This window comes from Sphingomonas sp. PP-F2F-A104-K0414 (genome assembly GCF_004340945.1).
Lineage (GTDB): Bacteria > Pseudomonadota > Alphaproteobacteria > Sphingomonadales > Sphingomonadaceae > Sphingomonas.
The window spans coordinates 188633-205485 of the sequence record NZ_SLYD01000004.1; the positions used below are offsets into that span (position 1 = coordinate 188633).

Annotated in this window: 13 protein-coding genes; 1 reads left to right on the forward strand and 12 read right to left on the reverse strand. The window is 67.6% G+C overall.

Translation table 11 applies throughout. The features are described 5' to 3' along the window. Positions 1-8 precede the first annotated feature (8 nt). Positions 9-1163 carry a DUF1501 domain-containing protein gene (locus tag C8J46_RS10815; protein WP_132738743.1) on the reverse strand — a complete coding sequence of 385 codons (1155 nt, stop codon included), beginning with the start codon at positions 1161-1163 and terminating at the stop codon, positions 9-11. Positions 1164-1165: 2 nt separating this feature from the next. Then, complete coding sequence (locus C8J46_RS10820) at positions 1166-2707, reverse strand: DUF1800 domain-containing protein (RefSeq protein WP_207894157.1); 1542 nt, start codon at positions 2705-2707, stop codon at positions 1166-1168. A gap of 215 nt (positions 2708-2922) precedes the next feature. Here C8J46_RS10820 and C8J46_RS10825 point away from each other — a divergent pair, with 215 nt between their 5' ends. Next, positions 2923-3216, forward strand: coding sequence for a hypothetical protein (locus C8J46_RS10825; protein ID WP_132738749.1), 294 nt, complete (start codon positions 2923-2925; stop codon positions 3214-3216). 194 nt (positions 3217-3410) lie between these two features. Here C8J46_RS10825 and C8J46_RS10830 read toward each other — a convergent pair whose 3' ends face one another. From C8J46_RS10830 to C8J46_RS10875, 10 genes are all read right to left on the reverse strand, one after another. After that, a complete protein-coding gene (locus C8J46_RS10830) occupies positions 3411-4577 on the reverse strand; it encodes a deoxyguanosinetriphosphate triphosphohydrolase (protein WP_132738752.1) in 1167 nt (388 codons plus the stop codon). Further along, positions 4574-6736, reverse strand: a complete 2163-nt coding sequence (locus C8J46_RS10835; protein ID WP_132738755.1) for a tetratricopeptide repeat protein — start codon at positions 6734-6736, stop codon at positions 4574-4576. The genes C8J46_RS10830 and C8J46_RS10835 overlap by 4 nt, the downstream gene beginning before the upstream one ends. Positions 6737-7087: 351 nt before the next feature. Further along, complete coding sequence (ftsZ, locus tag C8J46_RS10840; RefSeq protein WP_132738758.1) at positions 7088-8677, reverse strand: cell division protein FtsZ; 1590 nt, start codon at positions 8675-8677, stop codon at positions 7088-7090. Between the two features lie 113 nt (positions 8678-8790). Further along, complete coding sequence (ftsA, locus tag C8J46_RS10845; protein WP_132738761.1) at positions 8791-10053, reverse strand: cell division protein FtsA; 1263 nt, start codon at positions 10051-10053, stop codon at positions 8791-8793. A 1-nt stretch (position 10054) separates the two neighbouring features. After that, the gene (locus C8J46_RS10850) at positions 10055-11020 is read right to left on the reverse strand and encodes a cell division protein FtsQ/DivIB (RefSeq protein ID WP_132738764.1); all 966 of its coding nucleotides are present in this window, start codon (positions 11018-11020) and stop codon (positions 10055-10057) included. Continuing rightward, on the reverse strand, positions 11017-11970 hold the full coding sequence (locus C8J46_RS10855; protein ID WP_132738767.1) for a D-alanine--D-alanine ligase: 954 nt from the start codon (positions 11968-11970) through the stop codon (positions 11017-11019). The genes C8J46_RS10850 and C8J46_RS10855 overlap by 4 nt, the downstream gene beginning before the upstream one ends. After that, positions 11967-12971, reverse strand: a complete 1005-nt coding sequence (gene murB, locus C8J46_RS10860) for a UDP-N-acetylmuramate dehydrogenase (RefSeq protein ID WP_132738770.1) — start codon at positions 12969-12971, stop codon at positions 11967-11969. The genes C8J46_RS10855 and murB overlap by 4 nt, the downstream gene beginning before the upstream one ends. Before the next feature lie 83 nt (positions 12972-13054). Next, complete coding sequence (gene murC, locus C8J46_RS10865) at positions 13055-14473, reverse strand: UDP-N-acetylmuramate--L-alanine ligase (protein WP_132738773.1); 1419 nt, start codon at positions 14471-14473, stop codon at positions 13055-13057. Further along, positions 14470-15612 carry an undecaprenyldiphospho-muramoylpentapeptide beta-N-acetylglucosaminyltransferase gene (gene murG, locus C8J46_RS10870; RefSeq protein ID WP_132738776.1) on the reverse strand — a complete coding sequence of 381 codons (1143 nt, stop codon included), beginning with the start codon at positions 15610-15612 and terminating at the stop codon, positions 14470-14472. Before murG ends, murC begins: the two co-directional genes overlap by 4 nt. Next, positions 15609-16850 (reverse strand): putative peptidoglycan glycosyltransferase FtsW, encoded by a 1242-nt coding sequence (locus C8J46_RS10875; RefSeq protein WP_243643357.1) that lies wholly within the window; start codon positions 16848-16850, stop codon positions 15609-15611. The genes murG and C8J46_RS10875 overlap by 4 nt, the downstream gene beginning before the upstream one ends. Positions 16851-16853 lie beyond the last annotated feature (3 nt).

The window sequence follows — 16853 nt, forward strand, 5'->3', positions numbered from 1 at the left end:
GGCGAACCTCAAACCCGAACCAGCCCCTCGATCGCCACCGTCTTCGCGCTAGCAGGAAACAGCGCAGCCATCGCCCGTTCCGGCTCGACGCCAAAATGCGACGAGACCGCACCGCCGATAAACGCATCAAGCTGCATCGTCGGCTTCAGATCGCGTGCCTCGTACAGCGCAGCAGGGGCGAGGCCGGGCCAGTCGGACACCACCCTGCCCCCCTTCAAGGCACCGCCAAACAGCATCGCAGACGTGCCCGTGCCATGATCCGTCCCCCCGGTGCCATTGACCGCGACGGTCCGTCCGAACTCGGTCGCGACCAGCACCATCGTGTCTGCCCATAATGGCCCGAGCCCCGCCTGAAGCGACGCGACCATCGCGTCGAGGCCCTTCAACTGCGCGGTCAGTCGGCTGCGCTGGCCAGTGTGCGTATCCCAGCCGCCGGTCTCGATCATCGCGATCCGCGCGCCAGTGTCGGGCTTGAGCAACCGCGCGGCGAGCGCGCCGGTCGCAGCCGCATTGCGCCCGCCGTCCTGCGCGAGATCGCTGGTGAGTTGCCGCGTCGCCATCGCCTCGCTCCACAGGCCGTGCAGTTGCTGGTCGCCGTCGTACAGCATCGCCACGCGTTGCAGCAGGTCGTCGGACGCGTCCGGCAGGCTCGACGGCGCATAAGACGCCACCTCGCGCCGCCCCCGCAGCGCCATCGGCACGGTCGCCGCCACCGCGATCGCGCGCGCCTCCTCCGCAGGCAGTACGCCGAGCAGCCGGTTCAGCCAGCCGTCGCGGACCTGGTACGCGCTCGCGCCCCCCGTCTCGAGTACGTTCTGCCCATCGAAATGCGATCGGTCGCGGTAGGGCGACGCGATCGCGTGCGCGAACAGCGCTTGGCCTTGCTTGTAGAGGCCGGCACTCGCGGTCATCGCGGGGTGGAGCGTGAACATGCCGTCGAGCTTGGCGCCCGTCGCGAAGTCCGCCGCAAGATCGCCGCGTACGCCGGCAAAGGCCGGATCGCCGACCGCCCCGATCGTCCCGAGACCATCGGCCGCGCCGCGCTGGATGATGAACACGAAGCGCTTGTCGGTAGCGGCGCGCGCAAACGCGATGCGCGGCGCGAACGCGGACGCCAGCACGCCGAGCGTACCGGTCGAGAGGAAGGAACGTCGGTCGAGCATGACTATCTCCGCAGCGATTCTGGAGCGACGAGCAACAGCGCGAGCGCCAGTGCCGGGCTTTCCGCGCGCGACAGACCCTGCGCGGTAGTGGGGCTGAGCGAGGCGGGGAACAGAATCGGCGCCAACGCCCGCGCATCGACCGGTCCGGCGCGCGCCGCGAACCGCTCCGCCGCCTCGACACGCCGCATGATCGCATCGGGCCCGGCCCAGGCTGCGGCGATATCGTCATACCCGATCGGCTGCCCCGGCTGCCAGATCGGCTGGCCAAGCTGGTTCATCATCCCCACCGTCACGCCGGGCTGGACCGTCGACGTACCGAGCGCACGCTGGGTCGAGACATACCATTCCCAGGGCGACTTGAACTTCACCGGCCGGGTCACCCAAGCCTCGGGCGACGCAACCAGCGCGCGGTACACCGTCGGCAGGTCACCGCCCGACTTCAGGAACGCCGTCTTCAACCGCGCGACCATCGCCGGCGGTGGCGTATCGCCGGCAAAATGCCGCGCGAGCTTGGTCGCGATGTGCGTCGCGGTGGCCGGGTGGACGGCCAGGTCGGAGAGCACCGCCTGCGCCTGCGCCTCCCCCGCCGCGGGATAAAGCTTGCCCATCACGGTGCGATCGCCGGGCTGATGAACGTCGTCGAGGAACAGGAACGCGCCCGCGCGCGAATCGTCCTGCATGCGCGCGCCGGGACCACGACCGATCCCCGCGACCGTCCAGCCGGTCATCGCCCGCGCGAACTCGGTGACGTCGGCCTGGCTGTAGCCGCTGCGGACGCCGAGCGTGTGCAACTCCATGATCTCGCGCGCGAGGTTCTCGTTCAGCCCGGTGCGACGCCTGGTCTTCCGGACCGCGAATGGACTGTCCGGGCCGATCGACACCGCCTGGTCGAGATACAGCAGCATCGCCGGATGCCGCTCGACCGCGTTCAGCATGTCGGCGAACGTGCCGAGCACATGCGGGCGGATCGCCTCGAACTCCATCGGCCCGCCGAGCGCCATCACCTCGAACTTCTCGGTCGAGACCGCGAAATGATTCGCCCAGAAATGCACGAGACGCTCGACGAACGGTGCCTCGCCGGTCAGCGCGGCCATCGTCCGCGCCGCGACCGCCGTGCCGTAATCGTTGCGACTCTGCTTGCCGATGAGCTGGCGCGCATCCTGCCGTGCGGCCGTCCCCGGATCGATCGCACCCGGCATAACGGTGGATTGCGCCATCTCTGAAGGCGCAACGGCTGGGGACAGGGGGGCAGGACTCACCGTGCCCGACATCGTGGCAGCCGAGACTGCGGACTTTTCGTCCGTGCCGAGAACGGCCTTCGGCATGCGCGGCCCGAACTGCGCGCGGATCGCCTTCTCCTGCGCATAATAGGCGGCGAGCCCTACCGAAATTCCGGCGGTCGAGGGCGCGCTCGCCACCACCGCCGGCCGTGGCTCGAACCGGTCGCACTGTGCCATCACCCACGTCGCCGGATCGCCGGCAACGACATCCCCCGGTCTTGCGCCAAGGCCGAACCGATTGAGCGCGATACTGGAAGCAGACACAACACTCTCCTTCGACCTCGGAGGTACGCGCCAAATGTCGTGGAAGTATGTCGCCTCCGCGGCTCGTCGCATCGGCGGCGCTGTCCGTCGTTGCGCGCCGTGCAATCGCGATGGATAGGTTTGCAATTGCAACCCATGCTGCACTGCAATATTTCACTGACTCGAGAGTTGGGTGAAGACCTGATCCGGCTCGACGCACTTCGGGAGATACGATCATGCGCACGACCATCAAGATCATCGCAGCAGCAGCGGCCGCCCTCACCTCGACGATCGGCATGGCCGCCGAAGCAAAGCAGAGCTTCGTCCATGAGGGCAGCACGTACGTCTATACCTCGACGCAGGACGGTGGCCGCCAGGTCATCGACGGCCATCGCTATCCGTCGGGCCAGAAGTTCCACCTGATCGTCCGCGGCGACCGCGTATCGGGTGTGTCGGGCGGCGTCCCGGTCGCGTTCAAGACCGCCGAAGCCAATGGCGCTGCCGGCGGGATCGCCTCGGTCACGCGCTGAGCCGACTGGGTTTTAGTGATTGCAGCGGCGGTCGGACTTCGGTCTGGCCGCCGTTTTTGAGTTTGGCTTCGACCTACCACAACACGTCCGTCATCCTGACGAAAGTCAGGATCCAGAGCCACTGAGGACGTCGTTCGTTACCCCGGGTCCTGACTTTCGTCAGGATGACGGAGGGGGAGCCGGCTACGTCTCCCTTAAAACCCTTCGGGCAAGTCGATCGGGCCGACCAGTTCGCGGTAGCGCGATACCGCGTACCGATCGGTCATCCCCGCGATGAAATCCGCGATATGCCGGCTGCGGTCGGGATCGTCGGTCGGCAGCCGCTCGCGCCATTCCTCGGGGATCGTCGCCGGATCATCGCGGTACACCGCGAACAGCCCCGACACGATGCCATGCGCCGCATCCGCCGCCGCCAGCTGGCGTGGATGATGATAGAGATTGGCGTACATGAAGCGCTTCAGGTCGCGCTCCGCCTCGCGCATTTCGGGCGAGAAGCCGACCAGGCACTGCCCCGCATCGCGGACGTCGTCGACGCTTGCGACGCCGCTCGCCGCGATCCGCTGGCGCGTCTCGGCGATCAGGTCGTTGACCATCGTCCCGATCTGCGTGCGGACGAGTTCCCCGACCAGCCGCTTCGGCTCGATGTCGGGAAAGCGGCGGCGCACATCGTCCCAGCCGCGCGCCACCAGCGGCACGGCCAGCATCTGGTCTAGCGTCAGCAGTCCAGCGCGCAGGCCATCGTCGATATCGTGATTGTCGTAGGCGATATCGTCCGCGATCGCCGCGACCTGTGCCTCCAGCGACGAAAAGCTCATGAGCGCGAGACCGAACTCGGCATCCGCGGCGGCGAGCGCCCAGCCCGGATGCCGCACCGGTCCATTATGCTTGGCCAGCCCTTCGAGCGTTTCCCATGTCAGGTTCAGCCCGTTCCACAACGGATACGGCCGCTCGATCGTGACGAGCGTGCGCAGCGTATGGCCGTTGTGATCGAAGCCGCCCTGCCCGGTCAGCGCCGCCTTCAGCGCATCCTCGCCGGCATGGCCGAACGGCGGGTGGCCGATGTCGTGTGCAAGACAGAGCGCTTCGGTCAGGTCCTCGTTCAGCGCGAGGGTGCGCGCGATCGTCCGGCCAATCTGCGCGACCTCGAGGCTGTGCGTCAGGCGAACGCGGAAATGATCGCCGTCGGGCGCCATGAACACCTGCGTCTTGTGACGCAGGCGACGGAAGCTGATCGAGTGGATGATCCGGTCGCGGTCGCGCTGGAAAGCATCGCGGGGCCCACGAACGGACCCGTTCTGTTCCTCGTGAAGCCGTCCTTTGCTGCGCGCCGGGTCCGATGCCCAGGGCGCGCGGTAACTCACTTCGCGGGGAGCTTCGTGATGATCTCGCCCGGATCGCTGGTGAAGGTGAACGTCGAGACGCCTTCCTTGGCGAGCTGATTGACGAAGGTGCGTGCCTCGGCATCGGTCTTGAACGGGCCGGCGAGCACGCGGTTGGTCGCCTTCCACGGCGCGGTCCAGCCGCCGCGAGCGCCGAACACGGTCGGCGCCTTGGCCTTTGCCTTCTTCCACGCCTTGGGCAGATCGCCCTCGGTTGCGCCGGTCGACACCTGCACCCAAGTCCGCGCCGGATTGGCACGCGCGATCCGCTTCTCCTCCGCCGCAGCCTTGTCGGCGGCAAGCTTCTCGGCGGCGGCGGCCTTCTTCTCGGCGAGCGCCTTCTTGTCGGCGATCGCCTTTTTCGCGGCGGCCTTTTTGTCGAGCGCCGCCTTCTTGTCGGCAGCGAGCTTATCCGCGGCCAGCGTCTTCGCGGCTATCGCCTTGGCGGCTGCATCGCGCTCGGTCTTGGCTTTCGCCTCGGCAAGCACGCGCTCCGCGTCGTCGGTGACCGGAATGGCAGCGGGCGTCACGACGGGCGCGGGATGCATCGGCGGGACGTCGAGTTCGGACGCGGGGATCGACAGGCCCGCGACGATCCGCGCGAGGATCGAGTCCTCGCTCGCCGCGACCGCGTGGGGCCGCGGCGATGCGGTGGCGGCCGCTGCGGTCGAGGCTGGCGCGGGCGTGGACGAACTGGAGAACCCAGGCGTTGGCGTTGCGGCGCTGGCACTCTGGATGGGCGCGTACTGCTGCGGCGGAACCTGCAGCGGCGGCTGCTGTACCGATGTCGGCTGCGTCGAAACCGAGGGCGACGCCGACGCCGCGAGTGCGTTGGCCGCGCGGGTGGGATCGACCCGCGCCTGGGTCACCGGGATCGCCGCCATCTGCGTAGCTACGCTCTGGGGAAGCGTTCCCGCCGTCGAGGGCGCGGGTAGAACGCGCGCGACCGAGGTTGCCGGTATCGACGCTGCGCTCGGCGGGATAGTCGCCGCAACCACGGAATTCGTCTCCGCAGCCGGCGTGGTGCGGGCGCTCTGGACCGCGACGGTCGGTGCGGAATAGCTCGGCTGCGGTGTAGGCTGGACCGTGCGAGCCGGAAGCGGCTGGACCATCTGCATCGGCGCGGCGGCGAGCTGGACCGGCGCAGCATAAGGGGCGGGAGCGGCAGTGACCGTACGTGGCGCGGTAGTGGTCGGCACGGGCGTGCGCGTTGCCGCGGCCATCTGGACTCGGTCGGGCTTGGCGCGTCGGTCGCGCTTGTCCTTCTTGCCGGTGGCCGCGGCAACCGTCGGCTGCGGCGTTACGGCTGCCATCATCACAGGCGCGGTCGGGTCTGCGGCGAGGATGCCGAGAGGCGGCGCCATCCGTGCGTCCGCGAGACGCGCGGGCGTGGCGTGGACTTCGCCAAAGTGTACTGCGAACGCGCGGTCGCTGGCCGGCAGGGTCGGCAGGCGCTGGAAGAAGGGTTGCAGGCCTTGCGCGGTCCCGCGCGGCATCATCGTGGTCGCGATCTTCTCGGCGCCAGCGACGTCGCCGTTCATCGCGATAATGAACGCGCGCGAGCGCCACGCACCGCGATCGCTCTTGAGCAGTAGCGGGTTGAGCTGCTGGATCGCGAGGTCGGGCTTGCCCGAGATGCCGAGCGACAGGGCGTAGCGCCGGATGGTCTCGTCATCGGGCGCATCGCGAAGAGCAACGCGGTAATCGCGCTGCGCTCGATCCTGCTGGCCGATCAGGTCGTAGGCGAGGCCGCGGTCGGCGGCGAAATTGCGCGGGTCGAGGCCGAGGGCCTCGGCCTGCGCATAATAGCGTAGCGCTTCGCCCGGACGCTCCGACCTTACGAGGATCGAGGCCATTCCCGCTTTTGCCCGACCATCGCGCGGGTTCACCTTTTCGGCGCGCGCGAACAGGGCTGCGGCACCGCTGAGATCGCCGAGCCCCATCGACAGGTCGCCGGCCTTGATCAGCGCGTCGATGTTTCGGGGGTTGCTCGCGAGCTGACGCATCACGTCGCCGAGCTTGTCCGCATCGGTCGTGCCCGGGATCGCCTGGACGACGGCCTGCGCGGATGCGGCGCAGGGCACGGCCGCGAGGACGAGTGCCAGCGTGGCGGTCAGGAGATGATGGGACGAGCGGGTCATGAGGATCATCTGTCTAGACGCCAGCGCGACCGAACCGGCAATGTCTCGCACGCATGCGCGCGGCGAACTGGGCTGGGGCGGCGACGAGTGAAGCGCCGAGGAGTGAGTAACGGGTGAGGGCTACGATCTGCGGAGACGACATCTGTGATCTTGAAAAGCGTTCGTTCCGAAACGCCGCCTCCCCGGCGGAGGCCGGGGTCCAGTTGGGAGACGGAGTTAACGATGGAAAGCGCTCCGTTACATCAACCTTGCCAACTGGGCCCCGGCCTCCGCCGGGAAAGTGAAGGTGTTGGAGACCAATCCATCTCGTACCGCCGTTCTCCCGCCAAACCGAGAGAACGGCGCCCAGACTTACTGGTTGTTCTGCCGATGCAGGAAGCGCGGGATATCGAGCGGATCCTGGGGAGCCGCCTCGCCGTCTTCCTTCGCCGCGCCGCGTGCCGCGTTGGACATGCGTTCGAACAGCGTACCACCCAGCTTCACGCGCGGTGCGGCCGGAACCGCCTCGGGCGCAGCCTCGGCACCGGGAGCGAGCCAGCGGCGACGTGCACCGCCCTCGTCCGCAGCCGGGGTCGGTACCGGAATAGCCGGCGCGATCGGCGCACGCGCCGGCGGCACGGACGATGCCGAGGCCGGACGCGCGATCGGACCGCGACCATAGGGCTCGTCGCCATAGGTGCGCGGCGCCTGTGCCGCATAGGTCGGAGAGGTGTGCGTCTGCGGCGCAGGCGCCGGTGCCGGAGCAGCCTGTGGAACGATCGTCTCGGCGCCGAGCACGAGTTCGTCATCGGACTTCGACGGCTCAACTTCCGACGACGCGTTCAGGTCGAGCGGTTCTTCCTCAACCGACGCAGCAGCGGGCGCGGCCGACGAAGCGGCAGGCTCGCTCGGGCGGAACGAGGTGTTCTCGTCGGTTTTGCGCGCACCGAAGCTGAACGAGCGTGTCGGCTCGGGTGCAACTTCCGGAGGGCGCGCATCGGCGTCGATCCCGGTCGCGACGACCGAGACGCGGATCTTGCCTTCGAGCTCCTGGTTGAACGCCGAGCCCCAGATGATGTTCGCATCGGGATCGACCAGGTCGCGGATGTGATTCGCGGCTTCGTCGACTTCGAGCAGGCGCATGTCGTCGCCGCCGGTGATCGAGATGATGACGCCCTTCGCGCCGCGCATGCTGACGCCTTCGAGCAACGGGTTCGAGATCGCCTTCTGTGCAGCTTCGAGCGCACGGTTGTCGCCGCTTGCCTCGCCGGTGCCCATCATCGCCTTGCCCATCTCCTGCATCACCGAGCGGACGTCGGCGAAATCGAGGTTGATGAGACCCGGCATCACCATCAGGTCGGTGATGCTGCGGACGCCCTGCTGGAGCACCTCGTCCGCCATCGTGAACGCTTCCTTGAAGGTCGTGTTCGCGTTGGCGATGAGGAACAGGTTCTGGTTCGGGATGACGATCAGCGTGTCGACATACTTCTGCAGCTCGTCGATGCCGCCCTCGGCCGACTTGGCGCGACGGTTGCCCTCGAACGCGAACGGCTTTGTCACGACGCCCACCGTGAGAATGCCCATGTCGCGCGCCGCCTTGGCGATGACCGGCGCTGCGCCCGTGCCCGTACCGCCGCCCATGCCGGCGGTGATGAAGCACATGTGTGCGCCTTCGAGCATCTTGGCGAGCTGGTCGATCGTCTCTTCGGCGGCTGCGCGGCCGATCTCGGGACGCGAACCGGCGCCGAGACCTTGCGTGATCTTGGTACCGAGCTGGATCCGCTGCGGCGCGGTCGACTGCTTCAACGCCTGCGCGTCGGTGTTCGCCACGAGGAAGTCGACGCCCTGGACGTCGGCCCGCATCATGTTGGCGATCGCGTTGCCGCCCGCGCCGCCGACGCCGATCACCGCGATGCGGGGGGCCAGATCGTCCACTTCGGGACTAAGGAATTCGATGCTCATCGCCGTTCTCCGCACAACCCGGTAGATACGCTACGGCCGGGCCCCTGATTAATCTGTGTGCACCAACGTCACGGCCTGTTCCAGCCGAAATAACGCCAGACGCTTCGAAACTCTTAATAATTCGCGCGCGCCGCCTGAATCAACTTGCGCATCATGCCCATACCCTTTGGCCGATGCACCGTCGTCCGCTGCGGCGCGAGCCCGCGAAGGTCGATCGGGTTGGTCGCCGCATAGAAGGCCAACCCCGCTAGCGTCGCGAACGCCGGTCCGCCATGCGCTTCCGGCAGCGCGGTCAGGCCACGCGGTCGACCGATCCGCACCGATCGCCCGAGCGCCTGTTGCGCATAGTCGGCAATGCCCTTCAGCTCGGCACCACCGCCGGTCAGCACAACCTGACGCCCGACCGGCCCCTCGAACTTCAGCTTGGTGAGCGCGTTGCGCACTTCGCCCATCTGATGCTCGAGCCGCTGGCGGATCACGCCGATCAGCTGCGCCTTCGTGATCTGCGCGCCCTCGCCCGCGCCGTCCTCGGCGGAGATCGGCATGACCGGGATCATATCGTGATTGTCGCGGGGCGATGCGTTGGCCGAGCCGTGGAAGCACTTCATCCGCTCGGCATTCTGCCGCCGCGTGCCGAAGGCGCTGGCGATATCATCCGTAATGTCCGCCGCGCCCATCGGGATCGACGTCAGCCCCACCAGCATGCCGCCCGCGAACAACGAGACATTGGTGATTCCCGCGCCCATCTCGACCAACGCGACGCCAAGCTCGCGCTCCTCCTCGCTGAGGCATGCGAGCCCGGTCGCGACCGGCGAAGCGATGATCGACTTCACCTCCAGATGCGCCGACCGCACGCAGAGATCGAGGTTGCGGACCGGCGAACCATCCGCCGCAACGACATGGATGTGCACCCCGAGCCGATCCGCATGCAGACCGAGCGGCGTCTTCACCCCCGTCAGGCCGTCGAGCGTATAGAGCGCCGGCTGCGCGTGCAGCACCATGCGACCCTGCGGATCGATCGAGTTGCGCCCCGCGGCGAGCAGCGCGTCGATATCCTGCTGCTCGACGCGGTGGCCGCCCAGCTCGAACTCGACCTCGGCGACGTCGGACACGAGCCCGCCGGCCGAAAAGCCGACCCAGACGTTCTCGATGTTGATCCCCGCGATCCGTTCGGCCTGTTCGACCGCCTCGCGCACCGCCGCCTCGGTCGTCGCCATGTCGGCGATATAGCCGCGCTTGACGCCGCGACTCTCGCGCTGGCCGGTGCCGAGCACGATCAACTCGCCCCCATCCCCCTTCTGCGCGATCATCGCCGATACCTTCGACGACCCGATATCGAGCGCCGTGATCAGCCCTTCCGGTGCCACCTTCGCCATGTCATCCCTCCCCGCCCGTTACGTTCGCGCCCGCCGTTTGCGACGGATTAGTCGTCTCTGTAGTGCCCGTTACCGGCACGCTCGCAGGCGCCGGCACGTCGACGCTGTGCGCCAGGCTCGCGCCCGGCTTGCGCGCGACCAGCTTGGTCGGATCGCGCATGTCGAACCGGATCCAGCCGCGCCCGAGCAGCGGCCTCGCGCCATCCAGCTCGGCGAACTTTACCAGCGCGCGCGGCGCGCCGTCTTCGGGCAGCGCCAACGTCTCGCCGCTCTCGAACGTCAGGTCCCAGCGCCGATTGCCGACCCAGGTCGCCGCCTTCACGCGCGGCTTCAGTGCAGGCGCGGCGGCGAGCAGCGTCTGGTACGAAGCCTCCTGCCGATCCGCACCCGGCCCGATCACCAGCGGCAGGTTCGGGATCGCATCCGGCTGGACCGGCTCGAGCAGCACGCCCGACGAATCGATCAGCGTCAACTGCCCATTGTCCTGCCACACCGCGGCGGGAGTCCGCTCGACGATATCGACCAGCATCGTGTTGGGCAGCCGCCGCGACACATGCGCGTCCGCGATCCAGCCATAACGCAGCAGCTTCTGCCGCACCGCCTCCAGGTCGACCGACAGCATCGACGTCTGGTTCTGCTTGTCCTCCAGCGCGACCGCATAGACCGACATCCGGTCCATCCGCTTGAGGCCCGTCACCTCGATCTGCTCGACCTTGAAGCCAGCGCGCCCGGCGCCCTCGGCCACCGCCGCGCCGATCATGCCGGGAATGCCGACCCACGTCGCCGCAGCGATCGCCACCGCACCGCCTGCGCCGAGGATCGACCAGGTCGCGATTTTCCGGAGCGTATCCTCGCTGACCGGGAGCATCCCGACCAGCCGGTCCATCACCGACACCTTCTTGACCGCGACCTTCCGCCGCGGGGCGGGCCGCTTGGGGGGCGGACCGCGCTTGATCGTGCGGCTCATGGCGCCCCGCTTTGCGCCAGCGGATGATCCGCCAGCGCCTCATCGACGATCGCCTGGACCAGCTCGGCATAGCTCATGCCGATATGCCGTGCCTGCTCGGGGACGAGGCTCAGCGGAGTCATCCCCGGCTGCGTGTTCACCTCGAGCAGGAACAGGCCGTCGACGCCGCGCTCGTCATCCCAACGGAAGTCCGACCGCGACGCGCCCTTGCAGCCGAGCAACCGGTGCGCTTCGAGCGCAAGGCTCTTGCACGCGTCGGTGATCTCGTCGGGGATCTCCGCGGGGCAGACGTGGACCGTCATCCCATCGGTGTATTTCGCGTCGTAATCGTACCAGCCGCTCTTGGGCTTCAACTCGGTCACACCGAGTGCCTTGCCGCCAAGCACCGCGGTCGTCAACTCGCGCCCACGGATATACGGCTCGGCGAGCAGTTCCTCGAATTCGCCCCACGGGCCCACGCTATCGCGCGCGATCGGATTTCCGTAATTGCCGCTGTCCGTGACGATCGCCACGCCGACCGAGGAACCCTCGTTGACCGGCTTCAGCACATAAGGCCGCGCCATCGGATCGCTTTCGAACAGGTCGGCGGACTTGACGATCCGCCCGCCTGGCATCGGGATACCGGCGGGGACGAGGAGCAGCTTAGTGAGAACCTTGTCGATCGCGATGACCGACGTCGCCAGCCCAGAATGCGTGTAGCGCAGGCCCATCAGGTCGAGCAGCCCCTGCACGGAGCCGTCCTCACCGGGGGTGCCGTGGAGGGCGTTGAACACGAGGTCGGGCTCGGCCTCGGCGAGCTTGGCGGCAACATCCCGCCCCATATCGATCCGCGTAACCCGGTGCCCGAGCGACTCCAGCGCATCCGCACAGCCGTTACCCGACATCAGCGAAACCTCACGCTCCGCCGACCAGCCGCCCATGAGCACCGCGATGTGAAGGGGCGCGCTCACTGCTCCCCTCCCGCCTGCGGGAGGGGTCGGGGGAGGGGTTGATGCAAGATGCCGGTATCTGGACCGCCCTCCCCCGCCCCATCCCGCAAGCGGGCGGGGAGGTATTCACCAACCCGCTGGATTTCCCACTCCAACGTCACCCCCGAATGCGCCCTCACTCTATCCCGTACCTCTTCACCCAGCGCCTCGATCTCCGCGCTCGACGCGGCCCCGAGGTTCAGCAGGAAATTGCAATGCTTCTCACTGACCTGCGCATCGCCGCGAGTCAGCCCCCGACACCCGGCCGCGTCGATCAACGCCCACGCCTTGTGGCCATCAGGATTCTTGAACGTCGAGCCACCCGTGCGCGACCGCAAAGGCTGCGATGCCTCGCGCTCTGCCGCGATCCGGTCCATCTCCGCACCGATCACGGCAGGCTCGCCGGGCGTGCCGGAGAACACGGCTTCGACCACGACGGCTCCCGCAGGCAGGTCCGAATGACGGTAGGTGAAGCCTAGCTTCTCGGCAGGCCAAATCTCCACCGAACCCTCCCGCGTGACCACGGTAGCCTCGACCAGAATTTCGCTGACGTCGCGAGCATAAGCACCCGCGTTCATCCGCACTGCGCCGCCAACAGTCCCCGGAATACCACGCAAGAACTCAAGCCCGGCAATCCCAGCATCCCGCGCGGCACTGGCAACGGTAATCCCCATCGCCCCCGCGCCCGCACGAACGCGACCGTCCTGCACCGAAACCTTAGCCATAGCTTTAGGAAGCCGCACTACGACCCCCGGCACGCCACCGTCCCGCACGATCAAGTTCGAGCCGACGCCAACCGGCAGCACGGGCGTCGAAGGATGAAGATCGCGCAAAAATGCAGCCAGATCGTTCGCCGTATCGGGTCGCACCAGGGTCTCCGCTGGCCCACCAGTCCGAAACCATATGAAAGCCGCCAGCGAAGCCCCTGCCTCGACCTTGATTCCCCTCCCGCTTGCGGGAGGGGTTAGGGGAGGGACTGACATAGCCGCGCCCGTGCCGTCGTAGGAGGCCGAAGCCCCTCCCCCGACCCCTCCCGCAAGCGGAAGGGGAGCAGAAGCGCGAGCGTTCACGCCAGCACCTTCGCGCGTTTGGCAGCGATCGCATCGGCGAGACCGGCAGCCCATTTCGTAATGTCACCAGCGCCGAGACAGACAACCATGTCGTCCGCCTCGATCGTCGCCGCCAGTTCCACCGCCAAAGCATCCGCGTCCGCGACCACACCCGCGAACCGGTGCCCGCGCCGCTTCAACCCCTCGACCAGAGCCGCCGCGTCGACGCCCTCCACAGGCGCCTCGCCGGCCGCGTAAACCGGCGTCACCAGCACGCGATCCGCGTCGTTGAACGCAGTCTGGAAATCCTCCATCAGATTGCCAAGCCGCGAATAGCGATGCGGCTGCACCACCGCGATCACGCGACCCTTCACGCCCTCGCGAGCCGCCGCCAGCACCGCCCGGATCTCGACCGGGTGGTGGCCATAGTCATCGATGATCGTGACACCGGCCACTTCGCCGACCTTGGTGAAGCGCCGCTTCACACCGCCGAACTTGGCGAACCCCTGCTGGATCGTCGCATCCGCGATCCCCAGCTCCAGCGCCACCCCGATCGCCGCCAGCGCATTCTGGACGTTGTGCCGCCCCGGCATCGGCATCTCGATACCCGCGATCGTCCGCGTCGCGCCATCACGCTCGCGCACCACGCAATCGAAGCGATTGCCGCCCGGGATCGGCGTGACCTCCACCCCGCGCACGTCAGCCTGCGCCGAGAAACCGTACGTCACCACGCGACGATCACGCACCCGCGGCAGGATCCCCTGCACCTCCGGATGATCAAGACACAGCAACGCCGCACCGTAGAACGGCACGTTCTCGACGAACTCGACGAACGCATCCTTCACCGCGTCGAACGAGCCGTAATGGTCGAGATGCTCGGGATCGATGTTCGTCACCACCGCGATCGTCCCGTCGAGCCGCAGGAAGCTGCCGTCGCTCTCGTCCGCCTCGACCACCATCCAGTCGCTCGCGCCCAGCCGCGCGTTCGAGCCGTACGAATTGATGATCCCGCCATTGATGACCGTCGGATCGACCCCGCCCGCATCGAGCAAAGCCGCCACCATCGACGTCGTCGTGGTCTTCCCATGCGTGCCGGCGACCGCGACGGTCGACTTCAACCGCATCAGTTCGGCGAGCATCTCAGCGCGCCGCACCACCGGGACGCGGGCGTTCAACGCCGCCTCGACCTCGGGGTTCGACCGCACGATCGCGGTCGACACGACCACCACGGCCGCATCGCCGATGTTCGACGCGGCATGGCCGATCGCCACCGGAATGCCCTTGTCGCGCAACCCCTGCACGACATAGCCCTCGGCCACGTCCGAGCCCTGCACGCGGTAGCCGAGGTTCTTCATCACCTCGGCGATGCCCGACATGCCGATCCCGCCGATCCCGACGAAGTGGATCGTACCGATATCCGTTGCGACGCCCCTCATGCGAACTGCGCCTTGGGCTTGGAGGGCGCACCGACCGGAATACGCGACACCGGCGCATCCAGGCTCTCGACCAGATCGGCCAGATCGCTTGCCGCATTCGGCCGCCCGCAACTGCGCGCACGCCCCGCCGCATTCTGCAACGCCGCCGGATCGAGCCCGAGTTTCTGCATCTGCTTGGCCAGTTCCACTGCGGTAAAGTCTCCCTGCGCGATCGTCCGCGCGCCGCCCGCCCGCGTGATCTCGCGCGCGTTCACCGTCTGGTGATCGTCGGTCGCACCCGGCAGCGGCACGAGGATCGCCGGCCGCCCCGCCGCGGTCAGTTCCGAAATGGTGGAAGCCCCCGCGCGGGCGATCACCAGATGCGCCCACGCCAGTTGCTCGGGCATATCGGGTAGATACGTCGCCAGTTCGGCCGGAATATGATGCTCGGCGTACTTGGCGCGCACCGCATCGATATCCTCGATCCGCGCCTGATGAGTCACCTGCAACCGCCGCCGGAAGGTCACCGGCAGCATCGCCAGACCGTCGGGCACGACCTGCGACAGGATGCTCGCCCCCTGACTCCCGCCGGTCACGAGCACACGGAAGATGCCGTCTTCTTCCAGCAGCGGATAAGGCCGCGAGCGCAGCGCCAGCACCGCCTCGCGCACCGGGTTGCCGACCAGATGCGCCTTGCCCAGCAGCTTCGGCGCGAGGCGCTCGGTCGGCTCGGACGAGGTCGCGATCGCGTCCACGCGCCCCGCGACGAAGCGGTTCACGCGTCCCAGCACTGCGTTCTGCTCATGCACAGCCGTCGGGATCTTGTCCGCAAACGCCGCCAGCAACGCCGGCAGCGCAGGGTATCCGCCAAAGCCGATCACAGCAGCGGGCTTGAAAGTCCGATACAGTTCGCGCGCCATCGCCCGCCCGCGCCACATCTCCCGCGTGGCCCGAGCCCAACCAAGCGGCCCGCCGGTAAAGCGCCCAGCCGGCAGGACATGCGTCTGGATGTCCTCGAACAGCCCCGGAAAGCGCACGCCGCGCGCGTCGCTGACCAACGCGACGCGGTGGCCGCGCTTCGTCAGTTCGGCCGCGAGCGCCGCTGCCGGGACCATGTGTCCCCCGGTCCCACCGGCTGCGAGGACGTAATGCTTACTCATTCACCACTCCAGCGGACGACATAGGGGCTCCGCGTGAGAAACGGATTGCGCCGGGTAAACGCCAGCAGCAACCCCATGCCGACCGACAACGCAATCATCGACGACCCGCCATAGCTGATGAACGGCAGCGTCATACCCTTAGAGGGCGCGAGGCCGGTGTTCACCGCCATGCTGACCAGCGCCTGCGCGCCGAACTGCGTGGCGAGGCCCGCGGACGCCAGAAGCTTAAATTCATCTTGCTCGTCCAACAGCTTGACGAACACGCGCACCACGATCGCGAGGAAGATCACGGCGATTACCGAACACGCGATCAGCCCGAATTCCTCGCCGATCACCGAGAAGATATAGTCGGTATGCGCCTCGGGCAGTCCAAACTTCGCCGCACCCGCGCCCGGCCCCGTCCCGGTCCAGCCGCCCGCGGTCAGCGTATTATGCGCGGCATTCGTCTGGAAATGGTCGCCCGCGCCCTCGCCCTCGACCCCGGGAAACAGGAACGCATCGATCCGCGATCGCGCCACGCCGTAGAAGATATAAGCCGCGACCAGCCCGGCCGGCGCCATCGCCATCAGCCCGAACAGCACCTTGGCCGGCGTCCCCGCGATCATCAGCAGCGTCATCCACACCGTGCAGAAGATGATCGTCTGGCCGAAATCGGGCTGCAGCATCAGCAGCACCGCGACGCCCGCGGTCATCGCGCCGGTGATCAGCACGGTCGGAAGTTCGGCATCCTTCGCACGCAACGACAACAGCCACGCGACGGTAACGATGAACAGCGGCTTCAGGAACTCGGAAGGCTGGAACTGCGCAAAGCCGACGCCGAGCCAGCGGCGTGCGCCGTTCGCCTCGACCCCGATGAACGGCGTCACCATCAGCATCAGCACGAACAGCGCGCACCCGCCGATCGCCATCCGCCGCGCCATCGACACCGGCATCATCGACACGCCGAACAGCACGGGGAGCGACACGCCGACCCACATCAACTGCCGCCAGAAATAATAAAGTGGCGCAATCTTGTGATGCTCGCCCGAATAGCGGACCGCACTCGCCGGCGACGCCGCCGCGACCGCGATCAGCCCGATCGCGATCAGGAACAGCGTCAGCAGCAGCAGCATCCGGTCGATGTCCCAGAACCACGTGCCGAGCGGCGACTGGTCGCCCCGCCCGCCGCGCCGCTTCATCTTCGCGACGATCCCGTTCTTCTGTCCGGACACACCCATATCCATGGTCCCAGCGCGCATATC